Annotated in this window: 19 protein-coding genes; 10 read left to right on the top strand and 9 right to left on the bottom strand. The window is 62.9% G+C overall.

Going from position 1 to position 19,210, the window contains the following annotated elements; all coding sequences use genetic code 11:
• Positions 1–6: 6 nt before the first annotated feature.
• Positions 7–210: a YdcH family protein gene (locus tag BC363_RS18440; protein ID WP_065780945.1), complete on the bottom strand. Its 204-nt coding sequence runs from the start codon at positions 208–210 to the stop codon at positions 7–9.
• 212 nt (positions 211–422) lie between these two features.
• On the opposite strand from BC363_RS18440, the gene BC363_RS18435 reads away from it, so the two are divergent.
• Positions 423–596 carry a DUF465 domain-containing protein gene (locus BC363_RS18435; protein ID WP_065780944.1) on the top strand — a complete coding sequence of 58 codons (174 nt, stop codon included), beginning with the start codon at positions 423–425 and terminating at the stop codon, positions 594–596.
• A 161-nt stretch (positions 597–757) separates the two neighbouring features.
• Here the strand turns inward: BC363_RS18435 and BC363_RS18430 are convergent, their stop codons facing one another.
• Together BC363_RS18430 and BC363_RS18425 are read right to left on the bottom strand one after the other, a co-directional pair.
• On the bottom strand, positions 758–1,018 hold the full coding sequence (locus BC363_RS18430; protein WP_053249627.1) for a metalloregulator ArsR/SmtB family transcription factor: 261 nt from the start codon (positions 1,016–1,018) through the stop codon (positions 758–760).
• Positions 1,019–1,115: 97 nt separating this feature from the next.
• Positions 1,116–1,895 (bottom strand): sulfite exporter TauE/SafE family protein, encoded by a 780-nt coding sequence (locus tag BC363_RS18425; protein ID WP_065780943.1) that lies wholly within the window; start codon positions 1,893–1,895, stop codon positions 1,116–1,118.
• A gap of 102 nt (positions 1,896–1,997) precedes the next feature.
• Here BC363_RS18425 and BC363_RS18420 point away from each other — a divergent pair, with 102 nt between their 5' ends.
• From BC363_RS18420 to BC363_RS18395, 6 genes are all read left to right on the top strand, one after another.
• Positions 1,998–2,651, top strand: a complete 654-nt coding sequence (locus BC363_RS18420; protein WP_065780942.1) for a thiamine phosphate synthase — start codon at positions 1,998–2,000, stop codon at positions 2,649–2,651.
• A gap of 9 nt (positions 2,652–2,660) precedes the next feature.
• A complete protein-coding gene (locus BC363_RS18415; RefSeq protein ID WP_065780941.1) occupies positions 2,661–3,866 on the top strand; it encodes a tetratricopeptide repeat protein in 1,206 nt (401 codons plus the stop codon).
• 278 nt (positions 3,867–4,144) lie between these two features.
• Positions 4,145–4,945 carry an inositol monophosphatase family protein gene (locus BC363_RS18410; protein WP_065780940.1) on the top strand — a complete coding sequence of 267 codons (801 nt, stop codon included), beginning with the start codon at positions 4,145–4,147 and terminating at the stop codon, positions 4,943–4,945.
• 252 nt (positions 4,946–5,197) lie between these two features.
• Positions 5,198–6,301, top strand: a complete 1,104-nt coding sequence (locus BC363_RS18405) for a MotA/TolQ/ExbB proton channel family protein (RefSeq protein WP_065780939.1) — start codon at positions 5,198–5,200, stop codon at positions 6,299–6,301.
• A gap of 3 nt (positions 6,302–6,304) precedes the next feature.
• Positions 6,305–7,336 carry a peptidoglycan -binding protein gene (locus tag BC363_RS18400; RefSeq protein WP_065780938.1) on the top strand — a complete coding sequence of 344 codons (1,032 nt, stop codon included), beginning with the start codon at positions 6,305–6,307 and terminating at the stop codon, positions 7,334–7,336.
• A 126-nt stretch (positions 7,337–7,462) separates the two neighbouring features.
• Complete coding sequence (locus BC363_RS18395) at positions 7,463–9,109, top strand: FAD-binding dehydrogenase (protein WP_065780937.1); 1,647 nt, start codon at positions 7,463–7,465, stop codon at positions 9,107–9,109.
• Positions 9,110–9,216: 107 nt separating this feature from the next.
• Here the strand turns inward: BC363_RS18395 and BC363_RS18390 are convergent, their stop codons facing one another.
• Positions 9,217–10,209, bottom strand: coding sequence for a tripartite tricarboxylate transporter substrate binding protein (locus BC363_RS18390; protein ID WP_065780936.1), 993 nt, complete (start codon positions 10,207–10,209; stop codon positions 9,217–9,219).
• 131 nt (positions 10,210–10,340) lie between these two features.
• A complete protein-coding gene (locus tag BC363_RS18385; RefSeq protein WP_083223398.1) occupies positions 10,341–12,143 on the bottom strand; it encodes an ABC transporter ATP-binding protein/permease in 1,803 nt (600 codons plus the stop codon).
• A gap of 209 nt (positions 12,144–12,352) precedes the next feature.
• Between BC363_RS18385 and rpmE the strand changes: the two genes are divergently transcribed.
• Positions 12,353–12,574, top strand: a complete 222-nt coding sequence (gene rpmE / locus BC363_RS18380; protein ID WP_053249635.1) for a 50S ribosomal protein L31 — start codon at positions 12,353–12,355, stop codon at positions 12,572–12,574.
• Positions 12,575–12,770: 196 nt separating this feature from the next.
• On the opposite strand, the gene BC363_RS18375 is transcribed toward rpmE, so the two are convergent.
• The 3 genes from BC363_RS18375 to BC363_RS18365 all read right to left on the bottom strand — a co-directional run bounded on the left by BC363_RS18375 (position 12,771) and on the right by BC363_RS18365 (position 15,124).
• Positions 12,771–13,289 (bottom strand): DUF1465 family protein, encoded by a 519-nt coding sequence (locus tag BC363_RS18375; RefSeq protein ID WP_025424772.1) that lies wholly within the window; start codon positions 13,287–13,289, stop codon positions 12,771–12,773.
• Between the two features lie 352 nt (positions 13,290–13,641).
• A complete protein-coding gene (locus BC363_RS18370; protein WP_065780935.1) occupies positions 13,642–13,830 on the bottom strand; it encodes a DUF1192 domain-containing protein in 189 nt (62 codons plus the stop codon).
• Entirely contained in the window at positions 13,817–15,124 is a 1,308-nt protein-coding gene (locus tag BC363_RS18365) for an MFS transporter (RefSeq protein WP_065780934.1), read from the bottom strand. Before BC363_RS18365 ends, BC363_RS18370 begins: the two co-directional genes overlap by 14 nt.
• Before the next feature lie 262 nt (positions 15,125–15,386).
• Between BC363_RS18365 and BC363_RS35510 the strand changes: the two genes are divergently transcribed.
• Positions 15,387–15,542, top strand: a complete 156-nt coding sequence (locus BC363_RS35510) for a hypothetical protein (RefSeq protein WP_139109922.1) — start codon at positions 15,387–15,389, stop codon at positions 15,540–15,542.
• A 122-nt stretch (positions 15,543–15,664) separates the two neighbouring features.
• The gene (locus BC363_RS18360; RefSeq protein WP_141690365.1) at positions 15,665–17,599 is read left to right on the top strand and encodes a tetratricopeptide repeat protein; all 1,935 of its coding nucleotides are present in this window, start codon (positions 15,665–15,667) and stop codon (positions 17,597–17,599) included.
• 10 nt (positions 17,600–17,609) lie between these two features.
• Here the strand turns inward: BC363_RS18360 and BC363_RS18355 are convergent, their stop codons facing one another.
• Positions 17,610–19,118: an MFS transporter gene (locus BC363_RS18355; protein WP_065780932.1), complete on the bottom strand. Its 1,509-nt coding sequence runs from the start codon at positions 19,116–19,118 to the stop codon at positions 17,610–17,612.
• Positions 19,119–19,210: the final 92 nt, after the last annotated feature.

Genomic DNA, 19,210 nt, shown 5'->3' with positions numbered 1-19,210 from the left:
TCCGCTTCAGGCAATGATGTCGGGAATGATCTGGTCTTCGATCTTGGTGATCTTGTCCTTGATGACCAGCTTCTTCTTCTTCATGCGCTGAACTCTCAGCGCATCGCAGCCGGTCTCGATCATGGCGTTGATGGCAGCATCATAGTCTTCATGTTCCTGCCTCAGCCGCGCGGCGGTCAATCTGAGTTCGGCTTGGTCCTGGTCCGGCATGCAAAGCGATCCCCATCAGCCCGGTTGCGAAGTCCTCCTCGAACCGGAATTTCATGCGCCGCTCTATCACATCTTGGGCGGTAACGGGAAGTTATCCGTCGTCATCATTTCGCCTTCGACAAATGAAAAATGGCGTGGCACAGTAGTAAGGTTACAACCATGGAACATCCGGCATTTACCTGCCGGATGCAAGCAAAAGGAAGGGACTGCCAATGACCATTGAGGCTCATCTTGCAACGCTTGAGAAAAAACATGGCGCACTGGAGCAGGAGCTCCATGCAGCAATGAACCAGCCGTCCACCGAGGACGAAATGATCAGCGACATCAAGCGAAGGAAGCTGCGCATCAAGGACGAAATCGAAAGGCTTCGCTCCTCAACTCACTGATTATGAACGGTATTTCCCAGTAACAACGGGAGGTGTCCTCTCCGCGGAGACGACGCAACAAGGTTCACAACCAATCCCCTCAACGGAATATACGGATCGCTCGACCGGGTTTGAGACCCGGTCGATTTGTGTCAGCAGGCGGTTACGCTTCCGTCAGCCCCTCACGCCCAGAACTGATCCAACCAAAGGTTGAGCCCGTCGAAGCCAGGGCGGTTGATGGCGTATATGCGCCGGGTGCCATTGGCCGAAACCGAGACCAGATTGCAGTCCAGCAGAGCCTTCAGATGCTGCGATACCGCCGGTCGGCTGATCGGCAATCCTTCAGCCAGTTCGTTGACCGTCTTCGGCGCGCGCCGCAGTTCCTCCAGCAGGTAACGCCGGTTGGGATCCGCGATGGCATCGAAAGGGTCCGCAATGGTCATGTCCGGACGTTAAGCGAATTCTCCGCAGGCGGCAAGAAATTTGTGCGCTGCGGCATTTCCGTATTGCTTCGCAATATGATGGCTTGCTTGGATGCGTTCAGGCGCCGGCCAGCAGGCTGTTCAGGCCATCCCACAGCAGTTTCAGTCCGGCGATGAAAGCCATCGTATACATGAAGGGATAGAAGATCTGCGGTTTCATGCGGCGAACGATGAAGGCGCCGCAGATGGTGGCAATGATCGCCAGCGGAAACAGCGTCGCCGAGATCTTGAGGTTGCTCATGTCGAGCTGGCCGAGCGCGAAGTAGGGGATGAGCTTGACGGCGTTGAGGATGGCGAAGAAGCGTACGATCGTGCCGGTGTATTCGCGCGGGTCGAGTTGAAGCGGCAGGGCGTAAATCTGGAAGGGCGGGCCGCCCGCATGGGCGACAAAGCTGCCATAGCCGGCAAACGAGCCCCAGAGCGTCGCGGGGCCGGCCCGTTGCTTCTTGGGCGTGATCGTTATTCCGTTGCGCATGCGCCAGACATTGTAGACATAGCGTAAGACGAACAGCACGGTGATGAGGCCGATGATCAGGCGCAGATAGTCGCGCGAGACATAGGCTGACGTCGCCCAGCCGATGAGAATGCCGGCGATGGCGCCAGGCAGCAGCATGACCAGGGTCTTGCGATCGCCGTGTTTGCGCCACATCCAGAGCGAGACGAGGTCCATCGCGATCAGGATCGGCAGCAACAGCGCCGCAGCCTGGACCGGCGAGACGGCCATCGACAGGATCGGCACGCCCATCAGTGAAAGCGCCTCGCCCATGCCGCCCTTGCTGAGGCCAACAAGAAGAACCGCCGGGATGGCGACGAGATAGAAGTCCAGGTCGGGAAGCATCGGTGGCGGTTGATCCTTTTGACGTCTCCGTCTATCGGTTTTCCCAAACGAAATCGAGCGCTGGTTTCCGCCGACATGCGGGCACAGCCGGAAATGGATGTCATGAGCAAGACAATAGAACGCTGCCGCCTGGTGCTGATCGCGCCCGATATCGCTGATCTGGCGGATCGCGCCAAGGTGCTTGCCGACGCCTTGAAGGGCGGCGACGTCGCTTCGGTGATCGTGCCGCAATACGGCCTCGACGACGCCGAGTTCCAGAAACACGCCGAGCGCCTCGTGCCGATCATCCAGGAGGCCGGCGCTGCCGCGCTGATCGAGGGCGATTCCCGTGTCGCGGGACGCGCCAAGGCCGACGGCCTGCACATTTCCGGCAATGCCGAAGTGCTCGGCGAGGCGGTCGAGAAGCACACGCCGAAGCTCATCGTCGGCGGCGGCAATGCCGCCGACCGCCACCACGCGCTTGAAATCGGCGAAGTGCGCCCGGACTACGTGTTCTTCGGCAAGACCGATGGCGACATCAAGCCGGATGCGCATCCGAAGAACCTGGCGCTGGCCGAATGGTGGGCCTCGATGATCGAGATCCCCTGCATCGTCATGGGCGGCACGGATCCGCAATCTGCGCTGGCGGCCGCCGAGACCGGCGCCGAGTTCGTGGCGCTGCGACTGGCCGTCTTCGGCGAGCCCGAGCAGGCGCCGTCGGTCGTTGCGACCGTCAACGCGCTTCTTGACGAAAAAGCGCCACGGTTTGAAGATTAAGACGTGTCGATGTTAAACCGACTGTCGTCAAAGCTCAGCTGGGGCGTTGCCCTTCTTGTCGTCGCCGCTGCCGTGGCGATGCCGGCGCGTGCGCAGCAACAGCCAGTTCCCGGGCAGGAACAACCGGTTCCCGCGCAGGAGGAGCCAGCCTCTGTGCAGGAGCAAGGCGTCAATGCCGATGACGGCGGCGCTGCGAAGCGCGGCCGCATCACCCCCTTCAATGGTGCAGCCATGCCGGAAGAGGGCAAGCCTGGAGGCAAACCGGCCGATCCGGCGGACAAGAAAAAAGCCGGCGACGGCACGGTGCCCTCACAGGGCGTCAATGTCTTCGACCGCATGGGCGCCGAACTGCCGGCTTTGCCGGCGGAAAAGCCGTTCGCCGGCAAGGTGGACGACGCCTACGGCGCCTTCCAGCGCGGCTACTATCTGACGGCGATGGATCTGGCGCTCCCGCGGGCGCAGCTCGGTGATCCTGCCGCCCAGACGCTCGTCGCCGAAATCCTGCAGCAGGGCCTCGGCGTCGTGCGCAATGCCAAGCAGGCGGCGTTCTGGTATGGGCAGGCGGCCGAAAACGGAGACCCGGCGGCGATGTTCAAATATGCGCTGATCCTGATGGAGGGGCGATACGTCAAGCGCGACCGCAAGAAGTCCGACGAGCTGATGAAGAAGGCCGCCGATCTCGGCAATGGTTCCGCCCAGTTCAACTACGGACAGACGCTGGTGGCCGACAGTCCAGGGCCGAAGGGTCTGAAGGCAGCGATGCCCTACTACGAAAAATCGGCCGCGCAGGGGATCGCCGACGCGCAATATGCACTGTCGCAGATCTATCTCAACGTCGACGGCCTCGACGAGGCCAAGCGGGCGCGGGCCAGGGAGTGGCTGCTTCGCGCGGCCCATGCCGGCTACGACACGGCGCAGCTCGACATCGCCATCTGGATGATCGAAGGCATTGCCGGCGATCGCAACCTGGAGGACGGTTTCGGCTGGATGAAGCGGGCGGCGGAAGGCGGCAATGTCGTGGCTCAGAACCGGCTGTCGCATCTCTATGTCAACGCCATTGGCACTCGCCCCAATCCGGTCGAAGCGGCAAAGTGGTATGTTTTGTCGCGCCGCGCCGGGCTCAAGGACGATGCGCTGGAAGACTTCTATCTCGGTCTCAACGAACAGCAGCAGAAGGCGGCATTGAGCGCGGCCAACAAGTTCCGCTCGACCTGACCGGCCTTCCAGGCGCCCGAATCTCGCCGGCTTGGCGGGGCTGGGCGCTATTTCTCTTGAACTTCCGGGGCTTTTGTGGTCTTGAAGCCCCGGTTTTTGCCCTTGGCGCCATGGTCTTCCGGCGCGTCTCGGGCGGAGTGATCTTCACTCGGTTTTTTGACGACGGAACTCGATGACAGGCCTTGCCCATTCGGCAGGCGCTACCCCATGTTCCGTCACACAGGTTCAATGTCCGATCGAGAAGGCTCGATCGGCCTTCGCTTCACAAGGATCGCCAGATGGCCCGTTCAGCTCTCCTCAATGTCATGGTTCAAGCCGCCTTCAAGGCCGGCAAGTCGCTGGCACGCGATTTCGGTGAAGTACAGAACCTGCAGGTCTCGCTCAAGGGACCGGGCGACTACGTGTCCCAGGCCGACCGCAAGGCCGAAAAGCTGATCCGCGAAGAACTGCTGAAAGCCCGCCCGACCTACGGCTTCCTCGGCGAGGAGGGCGAGGAGATCATCGGTACCGATGGGGCGCATCGCTGGATCGTCGATCCGCTCGACGGCACCACCAACTTTCTGCACGGCATTCCGCATTTCGCTGTCTCGATCGCGCTTGAGCGCCAGGGCGAGATCGTCGGCGCTGTCGTGTTCAACCCGGCGACGGACGAACTCTATACGGCCGAGCGTGGCGGCGGCGCCTTCATCAACGACCGTCGCCTGCGCGTCGCTTCGCGCAAGGCCCTGTCGGATGCGGTGATCGCCACCGGCACGCCACATCTCGGTCGTGGTAACCACGGCAAATACCTGATCGAACTGCGCCACGTGATGGGCGAAGTCGCCGGCATCCGCCGCATGGGCTCGGCATCGCTCGATCTCGCCTATGTTGCCGCCGGTCGTTTCGACGGTTACTGGGAGCGCGACCTGGCAGCCTGGGACATTGCGGCCGGCGTGCTGCTGATCCGCGAAGCCGGTGGCTGGTCGACGGATATCGATGGCGGCGCCAAGCCGGTCGACGAGGGCTCGATCATCTGCGGCAACGAATACATCACCAAGGCGCTGCGTGACGTCGTTCACCGTCCGATCCCGTCGAAGTAAATGGCGGCCGTCCGGCTTTTGCTGCAAGCCTCCGGTGCGCCATGCGTCGGGGGCTTTTGTTTTTCCTTCAATTCGGCGCAAAGTTTCACTACAGCGCGGCGCATCTTGTGTTACGCGCCAAGGACGCCGTAGCGCCTCAAACCTGCTGCATAACTTTCTCCTTAAATCGATTCCGATTTGAGAAATTATGCAGTAGGCTCCGACACGTCGCGGCACCGTTCCGCCAAATGCAACCGGGAGAATGGTATACCCATGACGAAACTGCATCTGTCCGGGTGGGACGGTCGGGAAGGCGTGGAAGCAGACTACAATCCGCATAAGCTTTCGAGCCCCATGCACTTTTTCTGGACCATGGCGATCTTCCTGATCATCGTCGGTTTCGTCGGCGCAATCCTTTTCCGCCAGGCGCACAATGCCTTCCTCGCCAATCCTGGCTTGAACGGCCTGATCCTCGGGGTGCTGCTGATCGGCATCCTGCTGGCATTCAATCATGTGCTCGGGCTTCGCCCCGAGGTGCGCTGGTTCAATTCCTTCCGCGCCGCCGGCAGTGCCGACAAGGTCGGACGGGACCCGGTCCTGCTTGCGCCGATGCGCGCGCTGATCGGCGGTCGCCAGACGGCGATCTCGACGACCGCGCTGAGGTCGATCCTGGATTCGATCGCAACACGTCTGGATGAATCGCGCGACACGACGCGTTACCTGACCGGCCTTCTCGTCTTCCTCGGCCTGCTCGGCACCTTCTGGGGCCTGCTCGGCACGATCGGCTCCATCAACACCGTCATCCAGTCACTGGATGCCGGTTCCGGCAGCACCGAAGACGTGCTTGGCGCCCTGAAAACCGGTCTGTCGGCGCCGCTGGCCGGCATGGGCACGGCGTTTTCCACATCGCTCTTCGGCCTTTCCGGCTCGCTGATCCTCGGTTTTCTCGATCTGCAAGCGGGCCGGGCGCAGAACCGCTTCTACACCGAGCTTGAAAACTGGCTGTCGTCAGTGACCGACGTCGGTTCGGAACTGTCCATTGCCGGCGACCTGTCGGCCGGCGCGCCGGTCGAGGAGCTGAAGCGCCTGACGGACCAGCTTGTGCGCCTCAACCATGAAGGCGGTTCCAGCCATCGCACGACGGCGGCGATGGCGAGCCTTGCCGAGGGCATTCAAGGACTGGTCAAGAACATGCGCGGCGAGCAGCAGATGCTGCGTGACTGGATCGAGGCGCAGCAGGAAGAGGCGAAGGCCATGCGCAAGACGCTGGACAAGCTGACGACGCGCATCGGCCACACCGAGCGCATTTCGGTGAACGGCGAGAAATCCGGATCGCAGGCCAAGCTCAGCCATGCCGACGATTCCGGAGGGGATTGATCCATGGCGCTCGCCCGTAAAGGCCGTACACAGCGCACGATCGACTATTGGCCCGGTTTCGTCGATGCGCTGTCGACCCTGCTCTTGTCGATCATGTTCCTGCTCAGCGTCTTCGTGCTGGCGCAATTTCTGCTCAGCCGCGAAATCAGCGGCAAGGATGAAGTGCTGAACCGGCTGAACAGCCAGATCAACGAGCTGACGCAACTGCTGGCGCTTGAAAAGAGCGGCAAGCAGGATCTCGAGGATTCGCTCGCCAATCTGCAGGCTTCCCTGTCCCAGTCTGAAGGCGAGCGGTCTCGTCTGCAGGCCTTGCTCGATCAGGGCGCCGGCAGCACGGATGCCGCCAACCAGAAGCTGGGGCGTATCGGTGCGGAGCTCGACGCCGAACGGCAGACGAGCGCACGCGCCATCAGCCAGATCGAACTTCTGAACCAGCAGATCGCGGCGCTGCGCAGCCAGATCGCAGCAATCGAAGAGGCGTTGCAGGCGTCGGAAGCCAAGGACCTGTCTTCGCAGACCAAGATCGCCGATCTCGGCCGCCGGCTGAATGTCGCGCTGGCGCAACGGGTGCAGGAACTGAACCGCTATCGTTCGGACTTCTTCGGGCGGCTGCGCGAAATCCTGTCCGATCGCGAAAACATCCGCATCGTCGGCGACCGCTTCGTCTTCCAGTCGGAGGTGCTTTTCCCTTCCGGCGGCAACGAACTCAATCCCGAGGGCCAGGTAGAAATGGCCAAACTCGCCTCGGCTCTTCTCGATCTCGCCAAGGAGATTCCGGCGGAGATCAACTGGGTGCTGCGCGTCGACGGGCACACGGACAATGTCCCGCTTTCCGGTACCGGCCGTTTTGCCGACAACTGGGAACTTTCCTCGGCCCGTGCCACATCGGTCGTCAAGTTTCTGATCTCGAAGGGCGTGCCGGCCGACAGGCTGGTTGCGGCTGGCTTCGGCGAATATCAGCCGATCGCCGAGGGCGAGAGCGTCGAGGCGCGGGGGCAGAACCGCCGCATCGAGCTGAAGCTGACGGAAAAATAGGCGCGCGGCCCAAGGTAGGCCAGCAGTCCACCGCCCTTGAATTGACCTTGACGTACGCGTAACACTTGCGCCCTGGGACGCAGCCGAAAGCTTGCGCCCCCGGGGATGCAGGGGAGGGCGCCTTTGATGGATTGTGATGTACTGGTCGTCGGTGCAGGGCTTGCCGGCCTTGTGGCAGCGTCGGAAGCGGCGGCACTTGGCCGCAAGGTGATCGTTCTCGATCAGGAAGGGGAGCAGAACCTCGGCGGCCAGGCCTTCTGGTCGCTTGGCGGCCTCTTCTTCGTCGACAGTCCCGAGCAGCGGCGCATGGGCGTCAAGGACAGCCGCCAGCTCGCCCGCCAGGACTGGATGGGCTCGTCGCAATTCGATCGTCCCGAAGATCATTGGCCACGGCTGTGGGCCGATGCCTATCTCGATTTCGCCGCCGGCGAGAAGCGCAGCTGGCTGCATTCGCTCGGCATGCGCTGGTTTCCCGTCGTCGGCTGGGCCGAGCGCGGCGGCGGTCTTGCGCATGGGCACGGCAATTCGGTGCCGCGCTTCCACGTCACCTGGGGCACGGGTCCTGCGGTTTTGGAGCCGTTCGTGCGGCTGACGCGGGAGGCAGAAAGCCGCGGCCTCGTTCGCTTTCGTTTCCGCCACCGCGTCGACGAACTGGTGACGACGGATGGCGCTGTTACCGGCGCGCGCGGTTCGGTGCTCAAGGCCGATCCGGTTGGCCGGGGTGAGCGCAGCTCGCGCGATGTCGTCGGCGATTTCGAGATATCGGCAGGCGCGGTGATCGTGACGTCGGGCGGCATCGGCGGTAACCATGAGTTGGTGCGGCGCAACTGGCCGCGCAAGCGGCTGGGCCAGCCGCCGGCGACGATGGTCTGCGGCGTGCCGCACCATGTCGATGGCCGCATGCTGGAGATTGCCGGGCGTGCCCGCGGTTCGGTCATCAATTCCGACCGCATGTGGCACTATACCGAGGGCTTGAAGAACTTCGATCCGATCTGGCCGGACCACGGTATCCGCATCCTGCCCGGTCCGTCGTCCTTCTGGTGCGATGCCGACGGCAATCGCTTTTCAGCACCCGCGATGCCCGGCTTCGATACGCTCGGCACCTTGCGGGCCATTCGCGACAGCGGCCATGACTACAGCTGGTTCATCCTGACGCGGGCGATCATCAAGAAGGAGTTCGCCCTGTCCGGTTCCGAACAGAACCCGGACCTGACCGGCAAGAGCATCTCGCTTCTGCTCAAGCGGTTGGGCAAGAATCCGCCCGGGCCGGTGCAGGCCTTCATGGACAGGGGCGAGGACTTCATCGTTCGCGATCGGCTCGACGATCTCGTACCGGCAATGAACGCCCTCACCGGCGAGAACCGGCTGTCGGTCGATCACCTGCGCGAGCAGATCGAGGCTCGCGACCGCGAGATCACCAATCCCTTCTCGAAGGACGCGCAGGTCACGGCGATCCGCGGGGCGCGGTCCTATCGCGGCGACCGGCTGCTGCGTACCGCCAAGCCGCACCGCCTGCTCGATCCCAAGGCCGGGCCGCTGATTGCCGTCCGGCTGCACATCCTGACGCGCAAGACGCTTGGCGGTCTTCAGACCAATCTGTCGGGCCAGGTGCTGGAACAGTCGGGTGAGCCGGTGCCGGGTCTCTACGCCGCAGGCGAAGTCGCAGGTTTCGGCGGCGGCGGCATGCATGGCTACAACGCGCTCGAAGGCACGTTCCTCGGCGGCTGCATCTATTCCGGCCGGGTGGCCGGACGGGGTGCGGCCGGGGCGTGATTGCGTCTTATGACGTGTCCTTAGCTGCCCCTCACCCTAGCCCTCTCCCCGCAGGCGGGGAGAAGGTGGCGGCAGCCGGATGAGGGGCGGCTCCGCATATCCTTAGATCAATCCATCTGGATGTTGGCGTCGCGAACGACCGGCGTCCATTTTTCCAGCTCTGCCTTCACGTGCGCGGCGAGTTCCTGCGGCGTCGATCCAACGATCTTTGCGCTGAATTCCTTCATGCGCTCGACCACGGCCGGGTCCGCAAGGGCCTTGTTGGCGGCTTCGTTCAGGCGCGCAACAACCGGCTCGGGCGTGTTGGCCGGCGCAAACAGCGCGTTCCAGGTATAGGTTTCATAGCCTGGTATGCCGGACTCGGCGACCGTCGGGACATCGGGGAAGGATGGCGCGCGTTCGGCCGTCGTGACCGCAAGCGCCCGCAAGGTGCCGGCCTTGATGTGGCTGGAGGAGGAGGGCAGGTTGTCGAACATGATCGGCACCTGGTTGCCGATGACATCGTTCAGCGCCGGGCCAGCGCCCTTGTAGGGGATATGCTGCATGCTGACGCCGGCCATCTTCTTGAAGAGTTCGCCAGACAGATGCAGGGGCGTACCGTTGCCGGAAGAGGCGTAGGCGTACTCGTCGGGCTTGGCCTTGAGCAGTGCCAGCAATTCCTCGACGGTCTTGGCCGGCAGTTCCGGATTGACCACCAGCACATTCGGCACGACGACCAGCAGCGAGATCGGAGCGAAGTCCTTTTCGGGGTCATAGGGTCTGGTCTTGAGGATCAGCGGGTTGAGCGCATGCGTGGCGACGGTGCCCATGAGGATCGTATAGCCGTCCGGATCGGCGCGGGCGACATTGTCGGCACCGAGGTTGCCGCCGGCGCCGGCGACGTTCTGGACGATGACCTGCTGGCCGAGATCCTCCGACATCTTCTGCGCCACGATCCGGGCTACGACGTCGGTCGAGCCGCCGGCGGCGAAGGGTACGACGAGCGTTACCGGGCGATCGGGAAAGTCCTGGGCGGCTGCCTGGATACCTGAGCCGAGAACGGTAAGTGCGGTGAAGCCGAGCGCAAGCGCCGCTCGTCGGGTCAACTTCGAAAACGTCATTAAGGTTCCTCCCTGAACAGTCCACGCCTGTCGTGGCGGCCGAAAAGACCGGCACCTATAGAATAGGGTCCGGCTTCCCAGCTGCAATGGCGTGCCGGACATGCCGGCATGAGACTATCGTAGTGGTCGCCTTATTTCTTTGTGTTCAGGAACAGCTCCTCGGCGCCGTGGTTGAACTGCAACCGGGCCAGCTTGGCGTACAGCCCGTCCTGCCGGATCAGCGAGGCGTGGGTTCCCTCTTCGACGATGCGGCCATGCTCCATCACGAGGATGCGATCGGCCTTCAGGACGGTTGCAAGCCGGTGGGCGATGACAACAGTCGTGCGTTCATGCAGCAGGCCTTCAAGCGCCTTCTGCACCAGCGTTTCGCTCTCGGCGTCGAGTGCCGAGGTTGCCTCGTCAAGCAGAAGGATCGGCGCGTTGCGCAGGATGGCGCGGGCAATGGCGATACGCTGGCGCTGACCGCCCGACAACGTGATGCCCCGCTCGCCGACAAGCGTGTCGTAGCCCTTTTCCATTCGGCCGATGAATTCGTCGGCCTGGGCGGCGATGGCAGCAGTGCGCACCGCCTCGCGGCTTGCGCCCTGCAGGCCGAAGGCAATGTTGTCGTGAACGGAGGAGGCGAAGATGGTGACATCCTGCGGCACGATTGCCAGGCGGTCGCGCAGGTCCTTCGGGTCGACGGTGCGGATATCGACGCCGTCGACAGTAACGGCGCCCTTTGCCGGATCGTAGAACCGGAGCAGCATCGAAAAGACCGTGCTCTTGCCCGCACCGGACGGGCCGACGATGGCGACGGTTTCGCCGGGCTTGATCGTGAAGCTGAGGCCATTCAGGCTCTTGTAGTCGGGACGGGCGGGATAGGCGAAATAGACTTCGTCGAAGCTGATGGCGCCGAGCGCCGGCGACGGCATGGCGACGGGGTTTTCGGGCGCCTTGATTTCGGGAACTTCGGTCAGGAGTTCATTCAACCGCTCTGCAGCACCGGCTGCCTGCGAAAGTTCGCCCCAGACCTCCGACAGCGAGCCGAGACTGCCGGCGGCGAACACCGAATAGAGCAGGAACTGGCTGAGGGTGCCGGCCGAGAGATTGCCTGCCAACACGTCACGCGCGCCGAACCAGAGCACGGCAACGACGCTGCCGAACACCATGGTGATGGCAAAGGCAGTCAGCACGGAGCGTGCCTTGATGGCCGCGCGCGCGGCGCCAAAAGCATCCTCGACGGCGGTACCGAAGCGGGTGTTGGCGATGTCCTCGCTGTTGAAGGCCTGCACTGTGCGCGAGGCGGCAATCGCCTCGCCGGCATAGGCCGATGCCGTCGCCAGCGTGTCCTGTGCCTCGCGTGACCGGCGGCGAACGGAGCGGCCGAAGCCCACCAGCGGAAACACGATGACCGGGATTGCGGCCAGCACCAGGCTCGAAAGCTTCGGGCTGGTATAGACCATCATGCCGATGGCGCCGAGACACAGGATCAGGTTGCGAAGCGCGACGGACGCCGTCGCGCCGACGGCGGACTTGATCTGCGTGGTGTCGGCCGTCAGCCGCGAGACGATCTCGCCCGACTGGTTGACGTCGAAGAAGGACGCGGAAAGCCGGGTGACGTGCTGGAAGACGTTGCGGCGGAGATCGGCGACGATGCGCTCGCCAAGGGTGATGACGAAGAAATAACGCGCGGCACTGGCCAGAGCGAGGATGATGGCGAGCATCATCAGCATCGCGAAGTAGGTATTGATGAAGCCGCTATCGGAATTGGAGAAGCCGTTGTCAACCATGCGCCTGACGGCGAGCGGCAGCGTCAGGGTCGTCACCGCAGCGATAACCAGCGAAATCCCGGCGCCGATGACCAGATGGCGGTAGCGCGAGAGGTAGGGCAGCAGCGTGGCGAGAGGGCGAATGGACTTGCGCGCTGGCGACTGGTTTTCTCGTTCGGACACATGACCCCCGTTCGCCAACCACGGAGGGGGCGGGTTTGCCCATGAGTCTTCCGCGCGGCACTTGTTATCCCGCAGACCTTGATGTATAGGCACGGCATCGAATTGGGAAGCCGTGGCCCATCAGCCGGTCCGCGGCTTCATTTACGTGTTCGGTCTCGAAGTCGCAATGCCTTGCGACAATTGGACCCTGGAACTCTAGGAAGATCGTTATGAAGGCAGACATCCATCCCGACTATCACCTGATCAAGGTGGTCATGACTGACGGCACCGAATACGAAACCCGCTCGACCTGGGGTTCGGAAGGCGCCACCATGAACCTGGAAATCGACCCGAAGTCGCATCCGGCCTGGACGGGCGGCAACCAGCAGCTCATGGACCGCGGCGGCCGCGTCTCCAAGTTCAAGAAGCGTTTCGAAGGCCTCGGCCTCTAATCGCACGCCCTCTTGGCGCGTTTTCGAAGCCCGGCCCTGCCGGGCTTTTTGTTGTCCGGATTTCCGTTTCCGGCCTGGGAATGGGCCAACGATGGCCGCTCGCATGCAAGCCTGCTTGAGCGGCGCGCATGAAAAAACCCGGCTCAATGGCCGGGTTCGTGTCGGTGGTAGCAAGCTGCCGAATATCTTGCCTGAATCAGTTGGTGCCGAAGGCGGTCTGCAAGAGCTTGATCTGCGCCTTGACGCCGTTCTGGTTGTCGGGAACGAAGGTCGAGGCTTCCTGCGGGCGGTAGATCTCGCGGTCGAGCAGGGCGACGCGGTTCTGCAGGCGCAATGAGCGCTCGATAAGGTCGCGGAAGGCCTCCGGCAGTTCGCTCCAGCCGGGCGCGCTGCGGTCGACGTTGAAGCTGTCGAGGCGGACCTTGCTCTTTTCCGAAAGCACCTGGTCGCGGCTCATCTCGCCGTTGTTGACGGCGCGCTGAAGCAGGAGCCAGGATGCCATCTGCATCAGGCGGGTGGTCAGACGCATGGATTCTGCTGCATAGAGGACCGATGCCATGCGCGGCAGGACCTTGGATGCCAGGCGACCCGGGCCGTCGAGATAGCTCGCGGTTTCTTCGACCAGACCCATGCCTTCCGAATACAGCGCCTTGAACTGCGCCGACGCCGCCGCGTGTCCCGCGAAACTGACGGTATTCAATCCTCTTTCGGACATGACCTGTTTTCCCTGGTTCAAACGCATCACGACAGTCGGGTAACGGGCGGCTTTGGGAAAAATTTCCTTGCCGGCCTCTATGCCTGAAGAATGATGCCATAGCGCATTTCGCGCAAGAGCATTCTTAAGAAAGGGTTAATCTCCACAATTCTTTACGGCAACATATATCAAAACAAAAAAAGAGCCGCGGAAAGCGGCTCTCAAGGTAAAACAGGGAGAAAAATCAGACCCATTCGCCAGTCGGAGAAATTGTCTGAGTCCGGAAAGCTCCGGATGATCAAACAATCGCAGAGAATGCTTAATATGCCATTAAGAAGGCGCCGTTTCGGGTCGATCGTTCCTTGCGCGACCGTCAGCGAAACAGGTTCTCCGCCGCCGATCGGCTCGCGGATTTGCGTTCCCGTTCGGCATCGAGCCGGGCGATTTCCTCTTTCAAGAGCGCAATGCGCTGTGTGAGTTCGTCGACCGACAGCAACGACAGGTCGCTGCCGATCTCATGCGCCAGCTTCTTCTTGGGTTGGTCTTCGTCAAACGTGCCCATTCGACTTATCCTCCTGTTCAGGGTCGGTATCGCCGTCGTTGGCAGCATGTGTCTCATCGAACGGTGCGGCGCGCGGCGAGAGCTGCAGGCTCTCTGGCGTCGTTGCCGTTCCGGCATTGATCGGCGAGAAGGCATCGCGCTCGGCGACGGGAACCGGTGCGCGCATGCGGCTGCGGATGATCGCATAGGCGGTGATGAGGATATGGGCGCAGGCGGTGATCATGAACAGGCCATAGGGGCCGGTCGCGGTCATGACCGGACCGCCGATCGTCGGGCCGATGATGGTGCCGATGCCGTAGAGCAGCAGCAATCCGCCGGAAACCTTGACGAAATCCTCGGCCGTCGCGAAGTCGTTGGCATGCGAGACGGCGATCGGATAGAGCGCGTTGGCGGCGGCGCCATAGATCGCGATCAGCGTCAGCACGATCCAGACCTGGCTCGGTTCGACCAGGAAGATCAGGAGCCCGGCAAGTGCGCCGACGCCGGCAAGGGCGGCAAGCACATAACGCCGGTCGATGCGGTCGGACAGGCGTCCGGCCGGCAACTGCATCACCGCGCCGGCAAAGATCGCCACGCTCATCATCGCGGCGACGGTGCTGTCGGAGAGGCCCGCCTGGCGGCCGAAGACGGCGCCGAGCGTGCCGAAGGCGCCATTGGCGATGCCGACGAGCAGGATCCCTAGAAACGAGACGGGCGAATTGCTGTAAAGCCCGCGCAGGTCGAGCTGGACCTGTTTCAGCGGCTGCGGCGAGGCCGCCTTCGACAAGAGGGTCGGCAGCATCGCGACGCAGTAGAGAATGCCGCAGATCATGAAGAAGATGCTGGTGGACGTGTCGCCGAACGGGATCATCATCTGGCCGCCGACGACGCCGAAAAGCGTGATGGCGATATAGAGGGAAAAGATGACGCCGCGGCTCTCATTGGTGGCGCGTTCGTTGAGCCAGCTTTCGATGATCATCGAGGTGCCGGCCGTGGAAAAGCCCGTCAGCGCACGCAGGATCAGCCACCAGGTCGGGTCGATCAGGATGCCGGTCATCAGCGCGACGATGGCGATCAGCGACGTGAAGACGCTGAAGGCGCGCACGTGGCCGATGCGCTTGACGACGTTCGGTGCGAGGAAGCAGCCAAGCACGAAGCCGGCCGCCCAGGACGTGCCGATCAGGCCAAGGATGGTGGTGGGGTAGCCCTCGGCCGTACCTCTGACCGGTAGAAGCAAGCCCTGCAGGCCGTTGCCCAGAAAGAGAAACAGCGTGCCCAGCAGGAGAGAGGCAACGGGGAGCAGGTTCTTTCTCATTATCCATCCGAAAATCGTTCTGCCGTCAGCAAGTTAGGGCGGTGCGCCCTGAATTGCCAGCCGGATTCTGTCCCGCCGGTCATTGCAAATCGGCGGCGGAAACAATAGCCCTCTAATGCATCATCCCAAGAATCGGAATCGAATTTCGGGATCATAAGCAGTTGCGCGCCGAGGCGGCGTGCGCTGCTACATGCGACGACAAGGTGACGGCGGCGTGACAGTTCCGCCGGGTTGCGGGAACTTCCGCGGGGATAGGCTGGATATGTCGAAGGCGCTGGCGCTCATTCTGCTTCTGGCGATGGCCATCCAGCTGATCTGGCCGATCGGCCTGCCGGGTCTGAGGCAGCGTCGCGATTTCTGGAAGATCGCCGTGTTCGCGATCGTCATGATGATGGTTACGGTCCTTGTTCGACCCTGACGGGTCCAATTCATCGCAGTGCGATGCCACGGTTGTGCCTTTGGAAACTGTGCCGGTCGATCTACTCTGCTATCCCGTTACTCGATCAATAGTAGTAGCTGGAAAAGTGCGCAGGACAGATCATGAAGAACGCGCTAGATTGTCCGCTTCATCAAGGAGATGAATTCGGGGGTTACTTGGAACGCCGCCTTGCTGCCATCCTTGCTGCCGATGTCGTGGGCTACAGCCGCCTCATAGGTGCTGACGAGACCGGTACGCTGGCCGCCATGAAGCGGCACAAGAACGAGTTGGTCGATCCCAAGGTCAGTCGACACAAGGGCCGGATCGTCAAGCTGACCGGCGACGGCATTCTGGTCGAGTTCGCCAGTGTGGTGAACGCGGTCGCCTGCGCCGTCGACATTCAGCGCGGCATGCTCATCCGCAACGAAGACGTGCCGCAGCTGAAGCGCATCGAGCTGCGCATCGGCGTGCATCTGGGTGACGTGATCGTCGAGGACGGCGATATCTTCGGCGATGGCGTCAATGTCGCCGCCCGGCTAGAAGGCCTGGCCGAGCCCTCCGGCATCGCGGTCTCCGCTTCGGTTCGTGATCATGTCGGCTCAAGGCTGGATGTCGGCTTCGTCGACAAGGGGCAGCACGCGCTGAAGAACATCGCGGCGGGCGTGCATGTCTATTCGGTGGCCGTGGGGGCGCCCACAAAGACTGCCAAGGTGTTGAACGGGACCCATACGGTGACGGTGGACGACGGCTACGGCCTGTCCGTTGCGGTGCTGCCCTTCACCAATATGAGCCACGACCCGGAACAGGAGTATTTCTCCGACGGCATCACCGAAGACATCATCACCGATCTGTCGAAGATCTCGCAGCTCCACGTCGTCGCCCGCAACACGGTGTTCACCTACAAGGGGCGGTCGGTCAGGGTCAAAACGGCGGCGCAGGAGCTCGGCGTTCGTTTCATCCTCGAAGGCAGCGTGCGCAAGGCCGGCACGCGCGTCCGCATCACCGGGCAGCTGATCGACGCGCTGACCGGCACGCATCTGTGGGCGGATCGCTACGACCGCGATCTCACCGACATCTTCGCCATTCAGGACGAAATCACCCACGCGATCGTCAATCAGTTGCGCATCAAGCTGTTGCCGGAGGAGAAGAAGGCGATCGAACGGGATCCGACCACGAGCGTCGAAGCCTACACCTACTATCTGCGCGGTCGGCAGTTCTCGCATGCCTGGACCCGCTCCTATCTGCTGCTCGCCCGACGCATGTTCCTGAAGGCCGTCGAACTCGATGCGAACTTTGCCCGTGCCTATGCCGGCATCGCCGATTGCGAGTCGGCGCTGCGTGACTGGCACGAGCACGAGTTCCCACTCGAGAGCATTCTGTGCACGAGCGAGCGGGCGCTGGCGCTCGACCCGAACCTGGCGGAGGCGCACGCTTCCCGAGGGTTGGTCCTGCATCAGGACGGGCAAAGCGAAGAAGCCGCCGCCGAGTTCGAGCGCGCGCTGGCGCTCGAACCCCAGCTCTACGAGGCAAACTTTCACTACGGGCGCTTTCTCTTCATGCGCGGCGAGTTCGAAACGGCGATCCAGTTCTTCAAGCGGGCGGCGGAAATCCGTCCCGACGACTACCTCTCGCCGATCCACCTGATGAGCGCCTACAAGTCGCTCGGCCAGGAAACAGAGCGCGGACACTGGGCGAAGATCGGCATCTCCCGGGCGGAGCGCGCGCTGGAGCTGCACCCGGAAAATTCCGGTCCGGCGCATCGCGGCGCACTGGCACTTGCCCATATGGGCGAGGCGGACCGCGCGCGCGAATGGGCGGCGTGCGCGATCGCCATCGATCCGGACGATGTCGTCGCGCGCTACAACACCGCCTGCGTCTATTCGATCCTCGGCGATGTCGACACGGCGCTCGACATGCTCGAGAGCCTGTTGCCCCAGAGTTCCTGCTACCAGCTGCTGTGGTTCAAGCAGGATTCCGATCTGGATGCCGTTCGCCACCATGTGCGCTTCCAGGCCATGGTGGCGGCGATTGCCCAATGCGAGGCAACGCAGCATTGATCATCCGAGGTCAATGGGCGCGGTAGGATGCGGCCGGCTGCCGCGGCTTGCCGCGCGTGAACCACCAGATGCCGGCACCCGTGGTGCACAGGAGGCCCGTTGACAACAGGACGACGGCGACAAATGCTTTTTCGAAGGCCGATCTGGCGAGTGTCACCAGGCTTTCGGCCGCATCGGGCGACAGCGTTGCCGCCAGGATCAGCGCCTCGTCCAGGCTGTCGCGTGCGACCGGCGATATGCCCGCCCCTTCCGGCAGCATGACGAAGGCGGTGTAGACCGCCGACATGACGCTGCCGAGCACCGCGATGCCGATCGCGCCGCCCAGCTCGAACGAAACCTCCTCGACGGAAGCGGCCATGCCGGCGCGTTCCGGCGGGGCGTTGGACATGATGGCGCTGGAGGCTGCTGTCATCGAAGCGCCAATGCCGAGGCCGAGCACGACCAGGCTGACGATCTGACCGAGCACGCCGGCTTCGTGCACGGCAAGAAACGCGCCGAGGCCGGCAGCCGCAGTGATAAGGCCGGTGCGCAGCACCATCTCGGCGCCGAGACGCGGCAGCACCATGCCCGTGAGCGGCCCGGCAACGAAGGCGGCAAGCGGGATCGGCAGGATGAAGATGCCGGCCTCAAGCGGCGAATAGCCGGTGACAAGCTGCAGCCGCTGGCTGAGCACGAGCTCGACGCCGACGAGCGCTGCCGATGCCACCAGGGCTGCGGCGACGCCTGAGGAAAAGGCGGCGTTGCGGAACAGGCCGAAGTCGATCATCGGATATGGGCTGCGCCTCTGCCGGCGCACGAAGAGAACGAGCGCTACGGCGCCGATCACGGCGGCGATGAGGCCGGCTTCAGCCGACGGTTCGCGCTTGCTCATCTCCTTGATGGCATAGGCAAGCCCGACCAGGCCGATCATGATCTGGAAGGAGCCGAGCGGATCCCACGGGTGCTCCTTGTTGCCCTTGCTGTCGGGCAGCACGACCACGCCGAGCAGCAATGCCACGGCAACGATCGGCACGTTGATGAGAAAGACCGAGCCCCACCAGAAGTATTCGAGCAGGAAACCGCCAAGCACCGGGCCGATCGCCGCACCGCCGGAGGCGATGGCGGCCCAGACGCCGATCGCCAGCGCCCGCTCGCGCTCGTCGGTGAAGGTCAGCCGGATGATCGAGAGCGTCGCCGGCATCATCAAGGCGGCGCCGACCGCGAGAAGCACGCGGCCGGCAATCAGGATCGACGGGTTCGGCGCATAGGCAGCCAGTAGCGAGGCGAGGCCGAACACCGCGAGACCGGCAATGAACGGCCGCTTGTGGCCGAGCCTGTCGCCAAGCGTGCCGAGCCCAGGAAGCAGGCCGGCAACGACCAGCGCATAGGCATTGACGATCCAGAGCTTTTCCGACGCGGAGGAGCCGAGATCGTGGGTCAGCCGGGGAAGGGCCGTGTAAAGCACGGTCATATCGACGACGATCAGGAGCAGCGCGCTCGACACGATGGCAAGAATGAGCCAGCGGTTATGCGGGGACATGGTACACCTCTGTGGCCGACCCGCTGCCTGCGGGACCTATGGCCTTGTTAACGTCAGAGCGGTTATATAAATACATACGTATGGAATTGAAA

The organism is Ensifer sp. LC384 (assembly GCF_001695865.1).
Lineage (GTDB): Bacteria > Pseudomonadota > Alphaproteobacteria > Rhizobiales > Rhizobiaceae > Ensifer.
This window is presented reverse-complemented; position numbering and strand designations above follow the sequence as displayed.

Excerpts from the sequence above, each read along its gene's own strand:
- rpmE (WP_053249635.1), top strand. The coding sequence starts at position 12,353 with ATGAAGGCAGACATCCATCCCGACTATCACCTGATCAAGGTGGTCATG.
- BC363_RS18375 (WP_025424772.1), bottom strand. The coding sequence starts at position 13,289 with ATGTCCGAAAGAGGATTGAATACCGTCAGTTTCGCGGGACACGCGGCG.
- BC363_RS18365 (WP_065780934.1), bottom strand. The coding sequence starts at position 15,124 with ATGAGAAAGAACCTGCTCCCCGTTGCCTCTCTCCTGCTGGGCACGCTG.
- BC363_RS18410 (WP_065780940.1), top strand. The coding sequence starts at position 4,145 with ATGGCCCGTTCAGCTCTCCTCAATGTCATGGTTCAAGCCGCCTTCAAG.
- BC363_RS18430 (WP_053249627.1), bottom strand. The coding sequence starts at position 1,018 with ATGACCATTGCGGACCCTTTCGATGCCATCGCGGATCCCAACCGGCGT.
- BC363_RS18440 (WP_065780945.1), bottom strand. The coding sequence starts at position 210 with ATGCCGGACCAGGACCAAGCCGAACTCAGATTGACCGCCGCGCGGCTG.
- BC363_RS35510 (WP_139109922.1), top strand. The coding sequence starts at position 15,387 with ATGTCGAAGGCGCTGGCGCTCATTCTGCTTCTGGCGATGGCCATCCAG.
- BC363_RS18395 (WP_065780937.1), top strand. The coding sequence starts at position 7,463 with ATGGATTGTGATGTACTGGTCGTCGGTGCAGGGCTTGCCGGCCTTGTG.
- BC363_RS18390 (WP_065780936.1), bottom strand. The coding sequence starts at position 10,209 with ATGACGTTTTCGAAGTTGACCCGACGAGCGGCGCTTGCGCTCGGCTTC.
- BC363_RS18405 (WP_065780939.1), top strand. The coding sequence starts at position 5,198 with ATGACGAAACTGCATCTGTCCGGGTGGGACGGTCGGGAAGGCGTGGAA.
- BC363_RS18420 (WP_065780942.1), top strand. The coding sequence starts at position 1,998 with ATGAGCAAGACAATAGAACGCTGCCGCCTGGTGCTGATCGCGCCCGAT.
- BC363_RS18360 (WP_141690365.1), top strand. The coding sequence starts at position 15,665 with ATGAAGAACGCGCTAGATTGTCCGCTTCATCAAGGAGATGAATTCGGG.
- BC363_RS18425 (WP_065780943.1), bottom strand. The coding sequence starts at position 1,895 with ATGCTTCCCGACCTGGACTTCTATCTCGTCGCCATCCCGGCGGTTCTT.
- BC363_RS18370 (WP_065780935.1), bottom strand. The coding sequence starts at position 13,830 with ATGGGCACGTTTGACGAAGACCAACCCAAGAAGAAGCTGGCGCATGAG.
- BC363_RS18355 (WP_065780932.1), bottom strand. The coding sequence starts at position 19,118 with ATGTCCCCGCATAACCGCTGGCTCATTCTTGCCATCGTGTCGAGCGCG.
- BC363_RS18415 (WP_065780941.1), top strand. The coding sequence starts at position 2,661 with ATGTTAAACCGACTGTCGTCAAAGCTCAGCTGGGGCGTTGCCCTTCTT.
- BC363_RS18435 (WP_065780944.1), top strand. The coding sequence starts at position 423 with ATGACCATTGAGGCTCATCTTGCAACGCTTGAGAAAAAACATGGCGCA.
- BC363_RS18400 (WP_065780938.1), top strand. The coding sequence starts at position 6,305 with ATGGCGCTCGCCCGTAAAGGCCGTACACAGCGCACGATCGACTATTGG.